Raw genomic sequence first — 22,645 nt, forward strand, 5'->3', positions numbered from 1 at the left:
AAAAAGAGTATTGGAAAAGGTGAGGTATTAAGCTGAGCAAGATATGAATGGCTAAAATTAATGAAGGTGTGTAGGTTGAGTGATGTGCTAAGTTAACCTCGAAATAACATGAGGTTAACTTAATAAGTTTTTAAGACTTTCCTAACCAAATGTCTGCATTGATTGGTGGTTGTTTGTTACGTTTCTTTTTACCTATACCTTTGGGTTGTGCCTTTAATTTAGTTTTTGTTTCAAATACTAATTTTTCAAAGTTAGTGGTTTCAAATCCAGGCTCTTGTTCACGCTCTAAATAGATCTTATGTTTTTTCTCTATCACATTAAAGTGGTGGTAATCTTCGTAATCAATAAGAGAGATCGCTAGGCCTATTTCACCTGCACGGCCACTTCGGCCAATACGATGCATGTAATCAGCAGGGCTTCTTGGCAGATCAAAGTTGATCACGACAGGCAATTTTTCAATATCTAATCCACGCGCTGCAATATCCGTCGCGATTAACACTTGAATTTCGCCTGCCTTGAATGCATTTAACACTCGCGTTCGGGCACCTTGCCCTTTATCACCGTGAAATACTTCAGCAGTAATACCGCGTTTAGCGAGCTTATCTGCTAAATGTTTGCACGCCGTTTTAGCGTTAACAAAGATTAATGTTTGTTGCCATTGATGTTGTTTAATCAAATGTGATAACAATGCGGTTTTTTGGCCCTTATCAACAGTGAATAAACGCTGTACTAATGTACTTTCTTCTGCATTTTGTAACTGAATTTCAACGGGGTCATTAAGAAGCTCTGCGGTAAGAGTATTAACTTGTTCAGGGAAAGTTGCTGAGAATAGTAGAATTTGTTTTTTAGTGGGTAATAAGCTTAATAAAGACGACAGTTCATCACTAAAACCTAAACTTAGCATTCTATCTGCTTCATCTAATACTAATGTTTGTACTTTATCGAGTTTTAACGCATTACTGTTGATTAAATCTAATAAACGACCTGGTGTCGCCACTACAATATCACTTCCACCACGTAACGCTTGCATCTGTGTATTGATAGAAACACCGCCCAATACCGAGACTGTTTTAATGGCACCATTAAAGTGTACCGCATAAGATTTTATGCTATCTGAAACTTGTTTTGCTAACTCTCGAGTAGGTACTAAGATCAGATGCGTTACAAAGTTACCGGTAGCTTTATGTTTTTTGTTAACAGCATCAAGGCTATTTAAAATTGGTAAAGCAAATGCAGCTGTTTTACCAGAACCTGTGTTTGCACCCGCAATAATATCTCGACCTGCTAATATACTAGGAATTGCCTGCGCCTGAATAGGAGTCGGTTTTGTATAGTGGATCTCATCTAAACGAGTTAATAAAGGGGAGACAAGTTTAAGTGATTTGAAAGAGATCACTGTGTCAGAATTTGTATCGGGAATCGCATTAAATGTCATTAAATAAATAGCTCTAAGGTAAATAATAACCATCTATTTTAGCCTATTTTAATCAGTTGTTCGCGATTAAAGGTATTGAAAGGTTAAGTATTTTTCTTTTAAGGTGCTTTATTACCTCTAATTAGCTAAAAATCATAAAACTACTACCAGCTTCACAATCAATTTATTGTCAATTAATGTAATATTAATGTATCTCTTTTGGTGTAGTTGAGAGTAGTGAAACTAATACATCAAAATAATGTACTGGAATTGCTTTAATAACAAGGACATTTTAATGCGTAAAAATTTACCTGTGACCGATCAAAGAAAAACGTTTGCAGAAGACACAAAGCTCATCTCAGTGACAGATATTGATGGTAATATTATTGATTGTAATCAGGAGTTTATAGATATAAGTGGTTTTACTCGAGATGAATTAATTGGTCAACCTCATAATCTAGTACGTCATCCTGATATGCCTAGAGAGGCATTTGAAGCCATGTGGGGGCAGTTAAAACATGGTAATCCTTGGATGGGGTTAGTGAAAAATCGCTGTAAAGACGGTGGATATTATTGGGTTGATGCCTATATAACACCTGTAACTGAAAATGGACAGATTGTGGGGTATGAATCAGTTAGATCGTGCCCTAAACAGCAAGATGTAACGAGAGCTGAAAAACTTTACAAACGGGTTAATGAAGGAAAAGGCTTAAGAAAAACACTGCTGATTTCTGTTCCGAATGCATTACTTGTAGTGCTGGTCTTATTGTCATTATTTCTGCTATCAATTAATTCAATGATCGCTGCTATCGTCTTATTACTCATATCTAACCTTGTATATGCGTTGTGGATGAGTGTCATGAATAAAAATAACTTGTTGGCTTTAGCTGAGTTATTGAATGGTTACTTTTCAAATGAGCAGGCGGCTCAATCTTATACATCAAGTACGGGTTTATTAGGGAGGGTTAAAGTTGGTATTTTAAGTCAACAATCACATTTGATAACGGTATTGAGTCGTATTGAAGTGGCTGCAATAAAAGTAACATCTGAATCCCAGAATTCGTTTGAGTTTGTTCAACATTCTAAAAATGGTTTAGATCAACTGCAAGCTAAAACGGAGCAAGTTGCGACTGCTAGTAATGAGATTACTGCCACCATTAATGAAGTATCATCTAGAGTCTCTGACACAGCCGAGCATGCTGAAACTGCATTAGCATTAGCAACAAAAGGGGAAGCATTAGCAAATGTGACCAGTGCGTCAATTGATAAATTAAGAGAGACGGTACAAACCATTAATCGCTCTGTCACGGAAGTCTCTGCAGAAGCGGAAAGAATATCCGCGGCAACTAATATCATTGACCAAATAGCTAAACAAACAAATCTACTTGCATTGAATGCCGCTATTGAAGCAGCTAGAGCAGGAGAGCGAGGGCGGGGTTTTGCTGTTGTAGCAGACGAAGTTCGCAACTTAGCAAAACACACGCAAGACTCTACAAGTGAGATCTTTAAAATTGTTCAGCTATTAACAGATAAAACAAGCACTGCAGTTGTTCATGCGGAACAGGGGACTGTTGAAGCCGAAAATGGGATGAGTAAAGTCTTAGAAAGCAGTGAAATGCTTAAAGGTATTGTTGACGCAGTTGCACAAATCTCAGATATGTCGATTCAAATTGCCACAGCGATTGAACAGCAAGCGCATGTATCTGAAGATATTAATCAGCAAGTTGTGGGTATTTCTGGCTTAACAGATCAAAATGTTAACTTAACAACAGAAGCAGAAGCTTCAATAAATTACTTGAAAAAGATTGCTGATGATTTACATGAATTGGTATTGCGTTTTAAGTAGCGGATAAACTCGAGTATCTGCTTAGTAATTCATTTAGCATTACTGATGAAGCTCCATGTTTTAAGCAGATACTTTATTTCTTCCGCTTTTCTTAGCGATGTATAAATTTGCATCAGCGGTATCAAATAATGCTTCCGTTGAGTGGCCTTGCTCTTGGTAATTCGCTACACCAAAACTACAGGTGACACTATGCGCTAAAAAAAATGCATTATTGATGTCGCTGTCATCATTAGATATTTTCGAGACATCCAAATCAAAAGCGGTAATCTGATTTAAACCAAAGTTGCCCACCTGTAAACGAGTTTCAATAACTTGCCTTAACCTTTCCGCCACTAGAACTGCATCACTCAATTCAGTGTTAGGCAATAAGATTAAAAATTCTTCGCCGCCGTATCGATAAGCAAAATCGGAAGGGCGCAATGTATCAGTAATTAATTTACCAAAAAGTGCTAAGGTATCATCCCCAACAGAGTGACCGTATTTATCATTGACGGATTTAAAGTTATCTAAATCACACATTATCATAGAAAAATCGACTGGGTCACCCAGATACTGTTCATTATCTAAACTAGCTAATTTTCGCTCCAAGTATTCTCTTTTCTTCAACCCTGTTAAATGATCTAATGATAAGTTATTAATTTCATTTAAATTTTTAGCTGCTAAATGAAGATGGCCATCCGCTAAAAGCTGATTATGGGAATCTACAAATGCATAATTCATAATATCTCGGTAAAACAGTTTACATTGCAATTCACTTGTACATCGTAATGCATCATCTGGGCTTGGATATTTCACGAAATCTAACAATGTAAAGAAGCTATCTCCAAACTTAAAGCCAGTATCCAATTCAATTAATTCGCCTTTTTGATTCAAAACTTCCATAAATCTCCTTACACGCGAAACGAATCAATATTTAGAGTAATGATACTTTAAAACGTTCGGGCTAGGTTAAGTTATATTTGTTAAATTATCGGCAAGTTATTATCAAACTTAACTTTTTATTAGGTATAAATAACCGTTATGCTCTCAAAATGATTAAAAAATCACTACAAAGCGTTAATACTCTCGTTAATCCTAGGTAATTAAACCCGCCAATGAGCACTTAAACCAATTGGAAGTGTTAATAGTTATTATTTTCTTTTTCTGTCAACCGTCAATAATTGATTATATGTTTCTAATCACGAAAGTTAAAAACCTTAGCAGGAAATTGTGAGTGACTACCTACAGGGGGTTAAATATTATTGTAATACTTAAATGAGTGTTGTTAATTTGTTCGTGTGTTCATTACTGATCAGCTTTGAATAGTAAAAGAATGCACGAATAGTATTTTAAATTAATTTATAAAATACCTTATTAATCTGATGGTTACTTTACCTTAAAGGAACGATAGCATGAAAATAAGTCATCTTAACAAATCGATTTTTCTTGGACTTTCTGTATTAAGCGCTAGTGCATTAGCTGCCGATACTGCGCCATATAATTATGAAAACAGCGCAGGTACAGCAATATTTCAATCTGCACTTGATCAAGTTAAATTAACTTCTCCGGATGGTTCTACAAAGCTTGCGGATGCGAGTTCGAGTGATCCTGATCTATCATTTGATGGATATGTAACTGATGATTTTAGAGTACCAAGTGGTCAAAATTACATGCAAATCACTCATGAAGGTGAGTCATCATCACGTACTGAGTTTCGTCATCTAACGGATTTTAATCGTTCTGATACCAACACAATGGAAGGCACGATTAAAATAAATTCAACGAGCGATGGTTTAGATGAAGTTACGGTGTTACAAGTGCATAACTCTGACAGTGATAATATCGGTGCACCATTGATGCGTATTGCTCAGATAGTAGAAGATGGCACTAAGTTTTATGAAGCAAAATTGAGATTATCGGCTTGCGATAAAGACACCTGTGATGCTGAATATGATACTTATCGTTGGTTAGATAGTAGCGGTGAACCTACTGTCAGTACAAATCAACATCGCTCTTTTTACGTACAAGTTAAAGACAGTGTTGTGACCATGAAAATGGATGATGTACGTGGCACATTAATGTGTAAGTCTGGTGGTGAATATTCAGCTGATAATTGCGATGATGATGATCAAGCACATACAAATAGCAGTGGTGACCATGTCATTGACAGTGATTGGCCTGAGGATGGTTTTTTCTTTAAAACAGGCGCTTATATTCAAGATGCAGGTACAACTGTTATTCGTTATAAATCTTTATACTTTGATGTAGAAGGGTAATTTTATAAACATCGCAACAGGAAGTCATTGGCTATCACTGTGGTGATTATATTAAGCAAGTTTCCAGCTACGAGTTGAGTAGCTGGTTATTGATAGTGATTAAATATTAGTGTCAATCCATACTAAACGGTGATCAGAAGACAAATCTTTACCAGTACCTGATGAGCCTACACGTTCATCATTTACTAATAAACGTCCATTTTCATAGGATGCAGGCCAAAATACCGACGAATCATTCACCTCCATATCTGTAGAGGGGATAACGTAATCAACACGTAAACTAAAAGTACTAGTGATGCGCTCAGGATAAGTCGTGTCATCACAATCCCCGTTATCAACGCACTCACTAGCCCCTAAGCTTGTTGGTACATGAGTTCCCGTTGTAGCTGTTGTATTGACTCGTTCATGACTAATTAAAGTTTGTATAGTTGCTAAGTAACCATCTCCACTTTCTGGATCTGCGTTAAGGTCTCCCATTACCACAAAAGAAGCCTCTTCATCTAAGCCACCAGTGACGCCATTATCATCGTATATATAATCTGAATTTGAAATATAATCATTCCAAAAATTGATTTCAGCACTATTTAAAAGTTTATTATTTTCCGTAACCGTATCGAAAACGGGTGGTGTAGGATGCGATAATAACAAATGGATCGTTTTATCACCGTTAGCTGTTGGGATAATGATTGGAGCATCAACATGATTTTTAGACGATAATGGTTTTTCTGCCCAAGCTTCATCGGTATACCAGTTATCACCGCAAGACAAGCCCTCAGGTATTGGATTATCTTCATCTTCACAATTTGTGACAGTAGGATTACTTTCTCCAGGCATATCTTTCCACTTAAAGGTTTGGAAAGTTCGAATATTGTCAGTATCGATTGGGTATTGTGATAATAATCCAAATGCGTATTGTCCATGATAATAACCAAAACCCCATGCATCATTGGGTAATTCAATTGAACCGTTATGGTCTAAATCATAGTCACTTAATAAGCCGATATTGGTTGCGAAGCTCTCTGAGTATCCAAATTCGATAGGGTCGAGTAATTGCTCCTCAGAAGACGTTGCGCCTAACGCATTCTGTGATACTGACAGGTAGTTAGTTTGAAAAGTTGTTAATGCATCTTTATCATCACCCGTACCATCATTATTGAATTCAGCCGTCATCAATACAGCAGGGCGTTCACTCTGAATAATAGCTGCTACATTTTTTATTTGAATCACTTTTTCAACGGTTTCTAATTCATCATCTGTTAAATCACCAGAAAACCATTTAGTCATTAAGGCTGCTTGTTCAGTAGAAATTATTTGTAACTCTTCCACCAATTCTTCGTAACTATATCTGTCAAAAGATAGGTTATAAGTTCCAAAACGTACACTGGTATTAGTGGTTTGCTCTGTCGTGTTAGAGTCATCGTTACAACCTGTTAGTAAAGCTAATGAGACTGCAGCTGCTGCTATTGTTTTTATAAAATCCATTTTACCTTCCGCTATTTATTGTAAAGTATTTAAGAAATGATTCGTTAGCGTCATGAGCATGCCAAACGAATATGGCACTTTTATGTCACCTGACCATTTAGACAGGTTTGATTAGTCAATTCAAATAAATTTACGTTATTGGTACTTTTAAGTGATATTAATATCTCGTTAGTAGTGTATTTCTTAATAAAATAGAAAGGTTTTTAGTATGAAGTAATGGAGTATTATTTAATGTTGGCCATTGAGAATGCACTCAATACTACGAGTCAGTCTTAAATTTGATTTTTGAAAAGTATTGAGTGCAATATCAGCAGATATTATTAACTTTACCTTTAAAAGGTGAAATTAAATGTTTGAAATCTAAAATGAGACCAATCACTTAAAGCAGTGATAGTTTGCTCTGTAGGAGGTGCAATATAGATCAAGCCTACGATAGCAACGACCGAAGTCAGTGTGATTAATTTATTATCGAAGTCAGCTACCTTTAAAGCGGTTCCATAAGAGCGTTTGATTCTTACGTTACTTAAATCAACACTGTAAATTTCATCCAACATTAAATGAATTAACCCACCCAATAATACAAACCCACCTGCTAACCATGCAAAGATGGCTGCTTTTGTATTTAATTGACTATTCAATTGCCATGTTACTTGCGTCGTTAATAACGCGCTTAACACTAAAAATAGTAAAGAATGGCAGCTGCCTCTATGTACTGTGATCCACTCAAAAATAGTTCTAATGATATATTTCATAAATCCGTAAACCAATAAAGGCACTATGATTAACTCGATAAAGCTAATTTCAATGACTAATTCTGTGGTTATGTAATGGAGCACCAGTAAGACGGCACTAAATGCAAATAAGTTAAAAATAGTATCGAGGGAAGTAGAGTTATCTGAATCTATATCTGGTAATAGCCCGCCGATTGAACCTAAAAACCATAACCAGAGTGCGCTGTTTAAATCGATATGTCCTGCTGATAATAAGGTAGCGGAGCCTAAACCTGTGATTATCACAGCAGTATTAAGATGAGTATTGAAGTTAGCCATTGTATCTCTTGATAGAAAAATAATAGGGCATTTTAGCAATTGAAAAGTTCAATATTCAATAATCTTTAATGATGTGGATGTTGATATTGCTCAGTACCTAACACTCATGAGTATTATAGTAGTTTTACATTTTTAATTAAGGGGTGTCACTTAGTGGTTAAAAGGAGAGAGAAACGATACAGATAGTTTGGGTTACCTGTATCGTTCAATATGTTTTAAAGCACTGATACTTGTGGTTTATCTTGAAAGAGAGTTATCAGATATCGCTTAGCATTATTTTCATGCCAATTATATTTTGGTATAACTAAGCGGCTATTTGATAACTCTCTTTACCTGTATGTTTTGCTTTACGGTTGAATGAACCTTTGCCTTTTTTCGCTTTTTCAACACGCATCGTAAATACTTTACTAGTGACTAAAGCGGCCATTGCCGAATGATTGATAGTACCACGACCGATCTCTGTTATTTTTTGTGCTTGGACGCTGACATTACTAGTAGCAGCCGGTACTGAGTTACCTTTAAGTTTTTTACCCATTTGTTTATCTCCTCTTTAGGTGCGCGCAGTCTATCAGCAAATTTGTAATTTAATAGTGCTTATTTATCTATTTTAGTCATTATTTTTAGCAATGACTTTACATAAAAAAGGCTAACAGAAAATAATTTCTGTTAGCCTAAATAACTTATTTAGTTGGTTAGTTTATTCACTACTCTTTATTATTTTTACTTGTTACTGAGACTAATCCCGGGTTCTTAATCCATAATATTAACGTTGCACTACAAGCTAATATAATCAATGTTGCTGGTAATCCACCTAAGTATGATAGCTTCTTGACACCATCAATTCCTACCGTGCTTATCATTATCCAAGAAACAAGACCAATTAATGTACCCCATAGTATTTTAATGGGTAATGACGTTTTAGCATCAGATTCTGATGTGAAGTTTTTAGTACATAAATCACCAATGGCATCAGTACTTGAATCTGCGGCCGTTACATAAGATATAAAGGCAATCAGTACCAAGAAGAATGAGGTAACTGCACTGAATGGTAAGTCATTCATAATGTAATAAAGTAGTTGTTCAATGCCTTCATTATTTAATACATCATAAAGTTTACCAGCGCTTTGGGTATCCATGAAAATAGCGGTACCTGAGAATACTGATATCCATAGGAAGACAAATAAGCTTGGGTAAATGACATTTATTTGAATGAATTCTTTTACCGTATAACCACGAGATATTTTACCTAAGAACATTGCCGTAATGGGAGCCCAAGCAAACCAAACAGCCCAGTAGAATACACTCCACCATTGTGGCCAAGGATCATTTGCTGCTTGCCCTGTAAATAAGCTTAAGCGGAAGAAGCTTTGCAAAAATGCACCTAATCCTTCAACTCCAATAGATAAAATATACAGTGTTGGCCCACAGATGAAGATGAATACAAAGAGTGCGATCAGCATCCAAAAGTTAATGTTAGATAAACGTGCAATCCCTTTAATTAAACCGCTAATGGCAGACAAAATAAAAGTACCTACAATGATTGCAGTGATAATACCTAATGTTAATGTATTACGTTCAATATCAATATATTGACTGATTCCACCTAATAGTGTTAACACACCCGTACCTAATGAAGAAGCCATACCGACGACTAGCGAGTATAAGGCTAATGAGTCGATAATATCCGCCATAACAGGAGTAATAAAGCGTCCAAATGCAGGGCGTAGTGAACTTGAAATTGAGAAGGGCATTTTCAAATTATGGAAAGCCAAAGCAAAGATTAACCCGGGAACACAATAAATTGCATAAGGGGTTGGTCCCCAGTGTAAAAACATCGCAGAGAAAGCAAATAAAGTGGCGTTAGGACTTGCTGCTTCAATACCAAAGCTAGCTGGTGGAGCATGTAAGTGATAGATAGGCTCTGCAGTTGTCCAAAACAATACTCCCACGGCAAAAGTCGTACAAAGTACGATCATAAACCACTGTGGTTTTTTAATCATTGGCTCACTGCCATCTCCACCGATTCGTACAGTACCTAGTTTAGAAAAGTAAGTTAGTACAACTAAACCTAATAAGTAGAAACTTCCTAAGCTAAATAACCATGAAAAGTGCTTTAAAATACTGCTGTTAAGGTTACCCGTTACCTTAATAAAGGTGTCTAAATCTACTAAACTTAATATCAGCGCAGCGGCTAATATCAAGAAAGTAGGTAAGAACACCAAGGGTCTTATTGTTTTAATCATATGTCATCCTTGAGTTAGTTACGTAAAGTTTCGTTTTATTGTGTCGTTAAAATCTTTGCTAAAGATTAAGGTTTGATCTTGATAAGCTCGCCATTGCACTTGCAAATAATAGTTATCTTTATCGCAGGTCATCACATAGTGGCCCTTGATAGTGGTTCTCCAATTTTCCCTGCCCATATCAACTTTTACTTTGATATCATTCTTTGCACTTAATGGATCGCGGTGATGAACTGATTGCTGTTGATCCATAATGAATTGAATATCACTTTGTGCTGATTCATAAAATTGACGGCCAAAGTCTTCACGCGTTTCCAGTGTAGTAATGCCGGTTTTGTAATCTTTATGAACAACACGCTTGCTTTCTGAAGCCGCTAGTTCTTTGCCATTAAAAGTAACTGGTTTGTGATATTCAGGAATGTTTTCACTGATGGTCGGGTGCTGATTAAGTGGTAGAATTACCGCACATTTTTGAGTATTAAAAGTTAATGTCGCTTGTTCTGGATTTGGCCAGATTAGTGGCCAGTAAGCAGTAGACACGGCAACGCGTAACTTGTGGCCTTTGGGGATCACATAAGCCATCGCATTGAGTTTTATATTCACATCATATTCATGGCCTGGAATTAGCGCCTCAGGTGTTTCATGACTATTTCGATGTGTTAAATTCAATACACCATAAGTAATTCGTGTGGCCTCACCATTTGGGTGTACATCTGATACGCGTACTACTAAGTTGGCTTGTTGTTTATCACTGCTAACTGCAAATTGTGCTTCTATTTGACCTGCGATCGGCATATCTTCAGTAAGTATGTCGGAGTCGAATACTAAAGATCCTGCATCATCAGCACGTTGATCACCGGGTTGTTCCATATCAATTCGAATACCCACACAGAAACTACCACCATCTAATCCTGTGGTTTGTGGAGAACAGATAGGCACTTTATAGTCAGCAACTTGCTGCTGAGTACTTAACCCTCGTGCTGATAAATACCATGTTTGAAGATGAGTATTAGTTGATGGCCAGTTTGGTTCGCTAACCCAAGCACCCGGACGAAAATCATAATCGGTTTGCGGTGCGACACTGTTTTGTAAATAGTATTGTAATGCGGGTTCTTGGTCTATTTTGTTATCGACCTGTTTTAACCAACGATCCCACCAACGAACAGACTCCTTCACATAATCTATTTTAGGGTTAGGGAAGGCAATATTAGGGTACTTATGTGCCCATGGTCCAATTAAACCTTTTTTAGGTCCATTTAAATTTGTTAACAGATTAAACACGGTATCTCGGTAACCATCTGACCAGCCACCCATGGCATACACAGGGATTTCAATGGCAGAATAATCTTCACAGACTGAACCATGTTGCCAGTATTCATCACGAGTTTGATGCGATATCCAAGGCGTTGCCAACTGCGGCATATTCTGTAATCGATTTAGCCAAACAGCTTGCCAATCTTGACCGATCAATAATGGATCTGGCGAGCGTGCTTGTGCATAGGCCCAGAAGAAAGCTGCCCAGGTCATATTGTCGTTTAATAAACAGCCACCTTCAAAGTGGATATCTCTATTGTAGCGGTCATCGGTAGAGCATTGTGTGATAATCGCTTTTAAAGCGGGTGGTCTAAGTGCTGCAATTTGCAAAGAGTTGAATCCACCCCAAGAGATGCCTACCATGCCTAAGTGACCATCACACCAATCCTGTGCAGCTATCCAGGCAATCACGTCGCAACCATCTTGTAACTCTTGAGCTGAATATTCATCGTCAAAGAAACCCTCAGATTCACCACATCCACGTAAATCGACACGTATGCAGGCATAACCTTGTGCTGCTGTTTGTGCCATTGTGATTTCATCACGTACTACTGTGCCATCGCTTTTACGATACGGTAGAAACTCTAAAATGGCGGGTACTGGTTGATCAACAGCATATTGTGGTATCCAGGCTCGGAACGCTAAACGTGTTCCATCTGGAAGGGTAAGCCAATCATGACGGATCTCTTTCACTTTAATCATTGATTTCAATCTTTTTTCTGTAAGGTTGAAATGATATTAGACAGATAGGTTTGTTAGTAAATCGTTATTTAGTTAATATACCTTGAACTTAAAGTTAAGGGTGAACAGTAAAGTGTCAATAAAGTCTAGGTTAATTCCACCAACAGGTTATCTGTTAGTGTTTGAGTCAGCAGCACGTTTAGGCAGTTTAACCAAAGCTGCTGACGAACTATGCGTGACTACTACAGCGGTGAGTAAACAGGTTAAAAATCTAGAAAACTTCTTGAATATCAAGTTATTTACTCGTTCTAAGCAAGGTGTGCAATTAACTGCACAGGGCTATCAATATTTACAAAGGGTAAGAGAAGCTTTAGATATACTTTCTGAGGAGACCAAAGTCCTAGAGGGCGCTTCGACGGCAGTGACACTCAACTTAGAAGTAGGTCCATGTTTTATGCACTTCTGGTTATTGCCAAAAATAGAACAGTTTAGACAAGCACATCCTGACATTATGCTGAATATCACTATTAGTAATGAGCGTTATATAGATGCAAGCGATAACTATGATGTGACTTTTTATTACTCAACAATTGCAACTGCAAATGAAAATTGCCAACAAATTTTTGCAGAGCGAATTCAATTAGTATGTAGTCCAAAATTTTTAGAAACTCATGGTGGTCATATAGACCTGCAAAGTATCTTTGATCAACCTTTAATCATGCTTAAAAAAGAAATGCCATTCTGGGAAGGGTGGAAGTCTTGGGCTAATAAAGCAGGGTTAACTTATCGTATTCCAAATAATGCGTTAATGGTTGATGATCAAGTTGCTGTTATTCAAGCTGCGATAAATGATACGGGCATAGCGTTAGTGTGGGATTGGCATGTGTCAGAATTAATCGCTAAGGGAGAGTTAGTGAGCATCACTGATTATATGGAGTTCGAAGAAAAGGCGTATTTTTTACATATTGCTGGTAAACAGAATAATGTTGCAGCTAACACCTTTGTAGGGTGGGTAAAACAACAAAAAGGGGGATATCGAGGCTAATGTCAACGCATATTGATATCATTTATGCATCACATTCTTCGATATTTATCACAGAGAATGAAAAGTTTTGAGGAGAAAATTCTGCGTTAATTTTATCTAATAAACTTTGGTCAAACTTACTCTCAAATGATATCGAAAAATTAACTTCTAACAAATTAGGGATATAACTTGTAGCCGAAATACTCATATCCTGGTTGAGTACTTTAAATCTCTCCAATTTGTTGTTGCTTGCAAATGCGTTGAGTAACTTAATCTGTTTATTATATAAATCAGTTAGGCTGCTCTTTTTATCGATGCTAAATACCTGATAGTAATGAACTTGGTTGAGTTTAACTGTAGGACAAGGGGCGACTTCATCAGCTATAGAGTTATTGATAAACAGCAGTGGTGCTAAACAAAGTACAAGATACAGGGATTTAATGTTTTTCATGAGCGCTCTTTGTTTAAATAAAGATTAGTGATTGGCGGTTTTATACTTCGCAAAGGATGTTTTTTAAGATAACTGCAGAATAAGAGAAATTAAGCGGTTTAAGCTCTATATTTATTTTATCGATAATACTCGCGTCATTGTCTCTTTCAAATGTCATTGCAATGGTTATTTCTGACTTTTCCGGTTTTGCGTTAGCTGCATCAAGCTCTGGTGGAATCGCCTTTATGGTCAATTTATTCAAACCTTGCTGTTTGGCAAAGTCATTGAGTGTAGCTATTTGTGCTTCATATATTTCCGATACACTATCAGTATTACCAGGCTCGAGTTGATCGTGCTGATACACTTGGTTAATTTCAATTTGAGTGCATTGATTATTGATAGCTGATTGAGCAGTGTCGATAATTAATAGCGGTGCTACGCAAGCTGCAAATAATAATAGTTTTGTCATTTTCATGTTAATCCCTCAACAAGATAGTGTTTTATGAGCTTTTACTCCATTGATGGTATTTTATATTTATTTGATTATCAATATTTAATAATGGTTGTTTTACAAACGAACAGTAATATATAACCATTAAGGATTAGTTTTAACAGGTTGTTTCAAATTATCTGTCTAACCTCTGCTTTTTCTTTTTTGAAAAGTGTTTATTTAGCTACCTTTACCCTGAAGTTTACATTAAGTTTTTTCATCTCATTCTACCCTCAAATATCAAGTGACTGACGTTATATCAATTACCTTTCCAACAACGTCATTCGTTACTGTTCCAATCCGCAAGACTATAATAAGATGTGATTGATAAAGCTGAAACAAAATAGGAAGCGAATAGATTATGTCAAACTACGACCAACTTACTGCGCATTACCAAACCATTAATCATTTTAATCATGCTCAATCGATGTTGGGCTGGGATGCTGCGGCAAATATGCCAGCTGGTGGCAATGACGCCCGTTCACAAGCTATGGCTGAATTATCGGTGCATGTACATCGCCTATCGACACAACCACAACTTGGAGAGTGGTTTGACAAAGCACAACAGGAGTCATTATCTAGTGAGCAGCAGTCTAGCTTACGTGAAATGAAACGACAGTGGCAACAAGCTACTATAGTACCTGAAGCACTAGTGCAGGCTCAGTCTATCGCAGGTTCTAAATGTGAGCATGCGTGGCGTTCACAACGTCCTGTTAATGATTGGGAAGGCTTTGAAAAAAATTGGAAAGAGGTCGTTAAACTATCTCGTGAAGAAGCGAAAATTCGTAGTGAGGCGCTGGGACTGACACCTTATGATGCAATGCTTGATAAATACGAACCAGGGACAACAACAGCTTCATTAGATATTTTATTTTCAGATGTAAAAACTTGGTTACCTGAGTTAATTGAAAAAGCTTTAGAGAAACAGAGAACACAATCAATCATTATGCCTTCTGGCACTTTCTCGACATCTAGTCAAAAAGCGTTGGGTATAGAAACCATGAAATTATTGAAATTTGATTTCGACCATGGGCGATTAGATCAAAGTGTTCATCCATTTTGTGGCGGTGTTCCATCTGATGTGCGTATCACTACGCGTTATGATGAGAGAGACTTTGTACAAGCATTAATGGGTATCGTTCATGAAACCGGTCATGCGCGTTATGAACAAGGTTTACCAAAAGCTTTTGCAGGTTTACCTGTTGGCGAAGCACGTTCTATGGGGGTTCATGAATCTCAATCACTGTTTTTTGAGATGCAAATTGGTCGTAGTAAGCCTTTTATCTCTCATTTATCTAAACTATCTGCTGATGCCTTTCGTGCACACCAAGATCCGGTATTTGCAGAAGAGAACCTCTATAAAATTTACACTAAAATTGAAAAAGGGTTTATTCGTGTTGATGCTGATGAGTTGACTTATCCAGCACACGTGATCATGCGTTATGAAATAGAGCGCGACTTAATCAATGGTGTTATCGAACATAGCGATGTACCAGGCTTATGGGATGAGAAAATGCAAGCGTCATTGGGGCTCTCCACCAAAGGTAATTATCAAAATGGATGCATGCAAGATATTTGATGGTGCCTTTGGCTATTTCCCATCTTACACACTAGGTGCCATGTATGCCGCACAATATAAAGCAACCATGCAGGAAACAGTTGATATTGATGGTGCAATTAAAAGTGGTGACCTTAGCCCAATTTTTAAATGGTTAAGCGATAACATTTGGTCACAAGGTTCACTGCATACTACTGACGAACTAATCAAGCGTGCTACAGGTGAAACCTTAAATACAGCACATTTTAAAAAGCATTTAGAAACGCGTTATTTATAATCGTAGGCAAGAAGGCTATACGAGCGATTGTTTAGCCTTCATTTTCTTTAATGTCCAAATCTAGATTCTAGTCCTCATGATTAAAATTAATATGCCTTTGTATTTTTTGAGTTGATCTAACTTATTAAAAGTAAACACAGCCACTTTAAAATCAATAGTTAAGAAAATACACCGCCCCAGCACAATTATATTTTAATGCTATTGTATTATTATTTTGTTTATCTATTATAGGTTTGTATAGTTGTAAATGAAATTTATTCATAAATCATGCTAAAGGGATGTGTATGGTACTCAGAGTATTTTCTTACTTAATATTTACTTTTTCTTTTATTTGCTTTTCTGCTGTCGCTGAGCCTGCTTACATAGGCACTATAAAAGCCTTACAAGGAAAAGTATCAATCCAATTAGGGTCAACAATAGTCGACGCTCAATTGAATGATAAGGTTTACGAAGGTTATTTAATAGATACAGAGGACAACAGTAGTATTGGGCTTGTCTTTATTGATGGTACGCAGTTATCAATTGGTCCAAGCTCTCAAGTTATTATTAATCGTTATTTGTTCTCTCCTAAGAAAAAGCAATACTCCTTTGATGTCATGATCCAAAATGGCAGTGCAATTTATTCATCAGGTAAACTTGGCGAATTATCCCCTGAGTCAATTAAAGTACAAACACCTGAAGCAACAATCGGTGTGCGTGGTACAAAGTTCTTAGTAGAAGTGGATTAATATATGGAAATGTTTATTTTAATCACCTTTGCATTTGTTGCGGTATTGAGTGCTACTCAGTCCACAACCACCACTGTGACGTTACTCCCTGACGATAAAGAAAATAGCAAAATCATTGTTTTAAATGAATCAGGCTCACAAGTTGTTGATGAGCAAGGATATGCTGTAATTGTCACTTCTGACGTTGATAGCCCAACACCTCCTGAACAAGTCGACTTACAAAAGATAAAGTTACAACATGCAGCCTTATTCGCCATTCAACCTCAAAAACCAGAAAAATTCCTACTTTATTTTGAAAGTAATGGTGTGGTATTACTTAATGGCTCTCAATTACTAGTACCTACTATTATTGAAGCTGCTAAGGCAAGAAAAGCACCTATTATCAATATTATTGGTCATTCTGACGCTGCAGGAAGCACTGAATACAATTTGAAGCTCTCTACTGAAAGAGCAAATGCCGTTGCTAAATTATTACAATTTGAGAATATTAAAGAGGCTGAATATAGAATAGATTCACATGGAGAGAGTGATCCACTGATCAAATCCCATAAACAGGTTGAACCAAAAAATAGACGTGTAGAAGTTGAAATTTGGTAATGCCTTATTCATGATAAGTGACTTAAAAGCCATTGTTAGTAAACTAACAAAATACTTACCCTCATTAGCCGGTTTTCTTGTTGCTACTTTGTTTGCATATTACACAATTTCAACGCCCATTAATGAGAGAACATTAGACTGGAAAGTATACGATTTTTATAGCAGTTATTATCCACATTCGGAGCCTAATAATAGCATCATCATTATTGATATTGATGACCAGAGTATAGAAGCCATTGGTCAATGGCCATGGCCTCGTTTTCAAATTGCTGAAGCATTACGTATCATTATTGAAGGTATGCCATCATCTATTTTAATGGATATATTATTATCAGAGAAAGACCGTACATCTCTAGTAAACATTCAACAACTTTTTGCATCACAATTTGCAATCGATCTAGATTTGATGTCTATCCCACAAGCGTTAAAAGATTATGATACTTACTTTTCACAGGTCATTGATGGTGCACCTGTGATTCTTCCTTCTTTACTTTCTCAACACAAAGTGAGTCAACAAGTTCAATGCGTCAATCGCTATCTCGAAAAATCCAGTGATAAATCAATCAATGTTGATAGAGGAGGAAATAGCCTAACCAACCTAAACCTTGAATATTATAACGGCATCATTTGCCCTTTACGGCAGTTTTACCAACACAGTGCTTCAACTGGATTTATTAATCCCAGCATAGATAAAGATGGTCTAGTAAGACGGATCCCTATTGTAAAACAATATAATAATCAATTAATACCAAGTCTCTCTCTTGCTGGGCTAACGGTTACTTTAGGCAGTGAGTTTACTATCAAGAATAGGGGTTTAGGGGCTACGGTTGAGCTACATAATAATCATATCCCCGTTGATCAATCTGGTGATGCACTTTTAAACTTTAGAGGGAAAGGACGTCACTATCAAACGATTCCAATGCTGAAGTTATTGAGTGGCACTATTTCACCTGATTACTTTACCGGAAAAATAGTGTTACTCGGAGCAACGGCATCAGCATTGAATGATGTTTCTAATACTTACTTAGATCCTGTTTTTCCTAACATTGAATTACATGCAACGTTAATCGACAATGTAATCAGTGGGGATGTGTTAACCCTACCTGTGTGGTTTGAGCAACTAGAGTCGATTATGATCCTAGTCATTGGTGCATTACTCTCTTTATTAATGGCCAGAAAAAACGTGACGGCTTTAAATATATCAGCTGTTTCATTATTTTGTATGTTACTGATCCTGCCGCCAATCCTACTTTATAATGCGCAGGTTTACCTATCTCCATTTATTTCTATCGTTAGCTTAATAACAAGCTTTATTGTAATGACGACTTTAAAATATTATCGCTCAGAAAGGCAGTTAGCCTCTGTACAAAATGCTATTGCTAACGCTAATCTATCTATCATTGATTGTATGGCAACAGTAGCGGAATTAAGGGATTCTGAAACAGGCGGACATATAACCAGAACTCGATTATATGTTAAAACGCTGATTAAACAGCTACAGAAAAACCCTAAATATAAACATGAAATTAATGATGACTATATTCAATTTGTTTCTGCCGCATCGCCTTTACACGATATAGGAAAAGTAGGCATTCCCGATCATATTTTACTTAAACCGGGTAAATTATCTACCGATGAACTGGTTATTATGAGAACTCATGCTGCTTTAGGTGGCGATATTTTAAGACAAACTATTAAGAAACTAGGCCCCAATCCTTACCTTAATATTGCGGTAGAAATTGCAAATTATCATCATGAAAAGTGGGATGGAAGTGGTTATCCATTAGGGCTGAAGGGCGATGCTATTCCTCTATCCGCTAGAGTAATGGCTGTCGCTGATGTATTTGACGCATTGATTAATAAGCGTATTTATAAAAATGCAGTGAGTTTTGAAGACACCTTTAGTTATATTAAACAGGCGTCAGGTGAACACTTTGACCCAGATGTAGTTGATGCTTTTATCGAAATAAAAAAAGATTTGCTTTATATCGCGCAGACAATAGATGATTAGTTATCAGTACTGCAATTAAGTTTTATTAAAATACAAGCTCAATATAATAAACGTTTAACCCTCTTTAATTCGTTTAACTCGCTCAAAATAATTATTAGTATTAATTCATGTTATCGCTCTATTTTAGCCAGAAATAGCAATATTGCATTATTTAGCCATAAAGGGCTAAATTTGCATTTTTAGCTAAAAAGGGCTAAATTAATATTTGGATACTGAAAGGAGTGTTAATGTGGATCCTATTTCTAAACCTATTGCAGTGATCAGTGGTGATATTGTTAGCTCAACGAAATTGAGCTCTAAACAGTTTGAACAATTACTCATACGCATTAAAGATATTCAAGGGTGGATAACGGAAGTAAACGCATCCAATGCGCATCGTATTGAACGTGGTGATGAGTTTCAGTCTGTCGTTCATGATATTGAGCATGTACTTAGGTATACCATTGTATATCGACTTGGTATTAAAGCGCTTGGCAAGGCTTTTGATAGTCGTATTAGTTTTGCCATTGCTGCAAATGCTGACTTACGAGCGTTAATTTCGGAATCAATGGGTGAAGCTTTTGTGTTGTCTGGAAGAGGGTTAAAAGGATTAAGAAACGAACGGTTGCTTTTTAATTGTGAACATCCAAATTTGACCGAGCAATTTGAATTACTGTTTAAATATCTTGATAAGCAATTAACTGAGCTAACTGCTCGACAATGTGAAGTAATGCTACCAATGCTTCAACACCAAGATGAGTTAAGCATTAGTGAATTAGCGGAACAACTGGATATTGCCACAGCTACCGCTAGCAAATCACTAAAAGCGTCAGGTTGGCCGCTTATCAAGGCGCTTAACATGAAGTTTAATAAGCAAGTCATGGAGCTTAAGTATGCTTGATTTTTATAATATTGTTATTTCCTTAATGCTGATGCATATCATTTGTGAATTTTACCTCCAACCTAAACGTTGGACAGAGATTAAGAAAGAAACTAGAGCTCGTTCACCTGAACTGTACCTTAATTCATTATTACATGGCGTCTCAATATTTTTGCCTGCTTGGCTGTTAGCATTTGATTTAAAAACAACGGCTTATTTGGTCGCTGTTGTGACGGTTAGTCATGTAATCCTGGATTTATGGAAGGCAACAGCAGAGAAAGGGGATAGATTCTCCTATTTTGTATTTCAACAAACTTTGTATGCGTTGTTATTAACAGTGATTGCCTTTTATATGACAAAGGGAGTGACTATTGAGAGTGTATTAAAGCACGATAAGTTTTTTGATGGCTTAATGGTGGTCTTCGCTTACTTGTTAATCCTTAAACCAACTTCAATTGTTATTGGCACTGTGTTAAAAAAGTACCCAATAACAAATACTGGTAATAATGCGAATACCAATGGACTGGTGGCTGGTGGTGAATTAATTGGTTATTTAGAGCGTGTGTTAATACTCACCTTTACCCTAGTGGGAAGTTATGCAGCAGTAGGGTTTGTATTAGCGGCTAAGTCTATCTTTAGATTCGGTGAGTTAAGTAAGTCAGGCGATCGGAGTATGACAGAATATGTGTTGATTGGTTCTTTATTATCGATGGTGATCACTATAGTAGTTGGGACTTTAGTTTCATTGTCGTTAGGGGTGAAAATTAAGTAATATTAAATGATTTGAGATACATTCTCTTGTTAGGAACGTGACAGATCATTCCAATCAATAACCTGTCACGCTAATGAATCCACTGGCTATGTCCAAGTCTAGCCAGTGGGAGGCAGAGCAAAGCCTCTGTTTAATGTCTATTCCGCTGTTTTAGCGACCATCACTGATTTGATATTAACGAACTCTTTTATCCCAAAACCACCATGCTCTCGGCCATAACCACTGCTTTTTACACCACCGAAAGGTAGATTTGGTTGCGATAAAGCAAAACCATTGATATTTACCATACCAGTATCAAAGTGTTTAATGGCCAGTTCTGTCGCTTTATCTTCATCTTTGGAAAAGATACCACCCCCTAAGCCATAGCGTGAATCATTTGCGATACGCATGGCATCATCATTGTCTTTAGCCTTAATAAGTGCTGCTACTGGGCCGAATAACTCATCGTCGTAGGCAGGCATACCAGGTGTTACATTTTCTAAGATAGAGGCTGGGTAAAAGTAACCTTTACCATCTGGGATTTTACAGCCACAAATAACAGTTGCTCCAGCTTCAATAGATTCAGTGACTTGTTGGTGCAATTTTTCACGTAAGTCTTTTCTTGCCATTGGACCGATGTCAGTATCATCAGCTTTAGGGTCACCCGTTTTAAGCGAGGACATCGCTTTTGTGAATTCCTCCTTAAACTTATTGTAGTTTTTTTCAGTGACGATAAAACGTTTGGCTGATACACAAGTTTGACCATTATTGACCACACGACCTTTAACACACGTTTCAACTGCAAGTGACAAATCTGCATCATCTAATACGATATAAGCATCATTGCTACCTAATTCTAATACTGTTTTCTTACTGCGTTTAGCCGCTTCTTTAGCTACTTTTTTACCAATTTTATCGCTACCTGTGAATGTAACACCTTTAATCCCTTCATGGCTGATTAGCTTACTTGCCGTTTTCCCATCAATTAATAATGATTGGTAGGCATATTTTGGGAAGCCTGCTTGATCAAATAGAGACTGTATTTTTTCAGCCATACCAAATACATTTGACGCATGTTTCATCACCGTAGTATTACCTGCAACCAAATTAGTGATACTGTATCTAATGACTTGATATAACGGAAAGTTCCAAGGTTGAATGCCTAAAATAACACCAATAGGTTGGTAGGTGATTACTGCTTTACCGCCTTCATAATCGCGTGTTTCATTGGCTAATTCTTGCTCCGCAATGTCGGCAGTATATTTACAAATATTCGCACAAAGTGTGACTTCTCCTTCACCTTGTGATTGAACCTTGCCCATTTCAGTGACCATTAATTCAATTAATTCATCGCGATTTTCTTCGATTACCTCAGCTAATTTGTTAGCAAGTTTTGCACGCTCTGCAATAGGAACAAGCTTCCATTCATCAAAGCAATCATCTGCATTACTCACCGCATTTTTAGCCCCTTGATGGCTCATCAAAGTATATTCTTTTAATTGTTTCTCAGTAAAAGGGTTGATCGTTTGTATTGAATTACTCATTTAACAGTTACCTCTTTATTGCATACGTATTTATAACATAGCAAAGGCAATGCCAGCTTTGTAATTTACATTAAGATGTTGATTATAATGGTTTA

At 36.8% G+C, this 22,645-nt stretch carries 20 protein-coding genes; 10 read left to right on the forward strand and 10 right to left on the reverse strand.

The window, feature by feature from the left end; genetic code table 11:
* Positions 1-130: 130 nt before the first annotated feature.
* On the reverse strand, positions 131-1,435 hold the full coding sequence (locus tag AC0L3W_RS04860) for a DEAD/DEAH box helicase (RefSeq protein ID WP_409439532.1): 1,305 nt from the start codon (positions 1,433-1,435) through the stop codon (positions 131-133).
* 274 nt (positions 1,436-1,709) lie between these two features.
* Here AC0L3W_RS04860 and AC0L3W_RS04865 point away from each other — a divergent pair, with 274 nt between their 5' ends.
* Positions 1,710-3,260: a methyl-accepting chemotaxis protein gene (locus AC0L3W_RS04865; protein ID WP_409439531.1), complete on the forward strand. Its 1,551-nt coding sequence runs from the start codon at positions 1,710-1,712 to the stop codon at positions 3,258-3,260.
* Positions 3,261-3,320: 60 nt separating this feature from the next.
* On the opposite strand, the gene AC0L3W_RS04870 is transcribed toward AC0L3W_RS04865, so the two are convergent.
* A complete protein-coding gene (locus AC0L3W_RS04870) occupies positions 3,321-4,142 on the reverse strand; it encodes a GGDEF domain-containing protein (protein ID WP_290038251.1) in 822 nt (273 codons plus the stop codon).
* Positions 4,143-4,651: 509 nt separating this feature from the next.
* Here AC0L3W_RS04870 and AC0L3W_RS04875 point away from each other — a divergent pair.
* Positions 4,652-5,515, forward strand: coding sequence for a polysaccharide lyase family 7 protein (locus tag AC0L3W_RS04875; protein WP_290038250.1), 864 nt, complete (start codon positions 4,652-4,654; stop codon positions 5,513-5,515).
* A gap of 99 nt (positions 5,516-5,614) precedes the next feature.
* Here the strand turns inward: AC0L3W_RS04875 and AC0L3W_RS04880 are convergent, their stop codons facing one another.
* The 5 genes from AC0L3W_RS04880 to AC0L3W_RS04900 form a co-directional block, all read right to left on the reverse strand.
* Complete coding sequence (locus tag AC0L3W_RS04880) at positions 5,615-6,997, reverse strand: endonuclease/exonuclease/phosphatase family protein (protein WP_409439530.1); 1,383 nt, start codon at positions 6,995-6,997, stop codon at positions 5,615-5,617.
* A 332-nt stretch (positions 6,998-7,329) separates the two neighbouring features.
* The gene (locus AC0L3W_RS04885) at positions 7,330-8,046 is read right to left on the reverse strand and encodes a metal-dependent hydrolase (RefSeq protein ID WP_409439529.1); all 717 of its coding nucleotides are present in this window, start codon (positions 8,044-8,046) and stop codon (positions 7,330-7,332) included.
* Positions 8,047-8,350: 304 nt separating this feature from the next.
* Positions 8,351-8,581, reverse strand: a complete 231-nt coding sequence (locus AC0L3W_RS04890) for an alternative ribosome-rescue factor A (protein ID WP_409439528.1) — start codon at positions 8,579-8,581, stop codon at positions 8,351-8,353.
* A gap of 169 nt (positions 8,582-8,750) precedes the next feature.
* The gene (locus AC0L3W_RS04895) at positions 8,751-10,289 is read right to left on the reverse strand and encodes a BCCT family transporter (protein WP_409439527.1); all 1,539 of its coding nucleotides are present in this window, start codon (positions 10,287-10,289) and stop codon (positions 8,751-8,753) included.
* A gap of 18 nt (positions 10,290-10,307) precedes the next feature.
* Positions 10,308-12,302 (reverse strand): CocE/NonD family hydrolase, encoded by a 1,995-nt coding sequence (locus AC0L3W_RS04900; RefSeq protein ID WP_409439526.1) that lies wholly within the window; start codon positions 12,300-12,302, stop codon positions 10,308-10,310.
* Positions 12,303-12,414: 112 nt separating this feature from the next.
* On the opposite strand from AC0L3W_RS04900, the gene AC0L3W_RS04905 reads away from it, so the two are divergent.
* Positions 12,415-13,326: a LysR substrate-binding domain-containing protein gene (locus AC0L3W_RS04905; protein ID WP_290038243.1), complete on the forward strand. Its 912-nt coding sequence runs from the start codon at positions 12,415-12,417 to the stop codon at positions 13,324-13,326.
* 22 nt (positions 13,327-13,348) lie between these two features.
* Here AC0L3W_RS04905 and AC0L3W_RS04910 read toward each other — a convergent pair whose 3' ends face one another.
* Both AC0L3W_RS04910 and AC0L3W_RS04915 read right to left on the reverse strand, forming a co-directional pair.
* A complete protein-coding gene (locus AC0L3W_RS04910; RefSeq protein WP_409439525.1) occupies positions 13,349-13,756 on the reverse strand; it encodes a hypothetical protein in 408 nt (135 codons plus the stop codon).
* 40 nt (positions 13,757-13,796) lie between these two features.
* Complete coding sequence (locus AC0L3W_RS04915; RefSeq protein ID WP_290038241.1) at positions 13,797-14,210, reverse strand: hypothetical protein; 414 nt, start codon at positions 14,208-14,210, stop codon at positions 13,797-13,799.
* Positions 14,211-14,586: 376 nt separating this feature from the next.
* On the opposite strand from AC0L3W_RS04915, the gene AC0L3W_RS04920 reads away from it, so the two are divergent.
* The 7 genes from AC0L3W_RS04920 (at position 14,587) to AC0L3W_RS04950 (ending at position 21,027) form a co-directional block, all read left to right on the forward strand.
* Complete coding sequence (locus AC0L3W_RS04920; RefSeq protein WP_409439524.1) at positions 14,587-15,804, forward strand: carboxypeptidase M32; 1,218 nt, start codon at positions 14,587-14,589, stop codon at positions 15,802-15,804.
* Positions 15,782-16,060 (forward strand): hypothetical protein, encoded by a 279-nt coding sequence (locus AC0L3W_RS04925; protein WP_409439523.1) that lies wholly within the window; start codon positions 15,782-15,784, stop codon positions 16,058-16,060. Before AC0L3W_RS04920 ends, AC0L3W_RS04925 begins: the two co-directional genes overlap by 23 nt.
* Positions 16,061-16,344: 284 nt before the next feature.
* Positions 16,345-16,788 (forward strand): FecR family protein, encoded by a 444-nt coding sequence (locus AC0L3W_RS04930; protein WP_290038239.1) that lies wholly within the window; start codon positions 16,345-16,347, stop codon positions 16,786-16,788.
* 3 nt (positions 16,789-16,791) lie between these two features.
* Positions 16,792-17,385, forward strand: a complete 594-nt coding sequence (locus tag AC0L3W_RS04935) for an OmpA family protein (protein WP_409439522.1) — start codon at positions 16,792-16,794, stop codon at positions 17,383-17,385.
* Between the two features lie 10 nt (positions 17,386-17,395).
* Positions 17,396-19,396: a CHASE2 domain-containing protein gene (locus tag AC0L3W_RS04940; RefSeq protein ID WP_409439521.1), complete on the forward strand. Its 2,001-nt coding sequence runs from the start codon at positions 17,396-17,398 to the stop codon at positions 19,394-19,396.
* A gap of 229 nt (positions 19,397-19,625) precedes the next feature.
* On the forward strand, positions 19,626-20,276 hold the full coding sequence (locus AC0L3W_RS04945; protein WP_409439520.1) for a hypothetical protein: 651 nt from the start codon (positions 19,626-19,628) through the stop codon (positions 20,274-20,276).
* Positions 20,269-21,027, forward strand: a complete 759-nt coding sequence (locus tag AC0L3W_RS04950; RefSeq protein WP_290038235.1) for a DUF3307 domain-containing protein — start codon at positions 20,269-20,271, stop codon at positions 21,025-21,027. Before AC0L3W_RS04945 ends, AC0L3W_RS04950 begins: the two co-directional genes overlap by 8 nt.
* 137 nt (positions 21,028-21,164) lie before the next feature.
* Here AC0L3W_RS04950 and AC0L3W_RS04955 read toward each other — a convergent pair whose 3' ends face one another.
* On the reverse strand, positions 21,165-22,550 hold the full coding sequence (locus tag AC0L3W_RS04955) for an NAD-dependent succinate-semialdehyde dehydrogenase (protein WP_409439519.1): 1,386 nt from the start codon (positions 22,548-22,550) through the stop codon (positions 21,165-21,167).
* Between the last annotated feature and the right edge of the window lie 95 nt (positions 22,551-22,645).

The organism is Psychromonas sp. KJ10-5, from assembly GCF_055808325.1.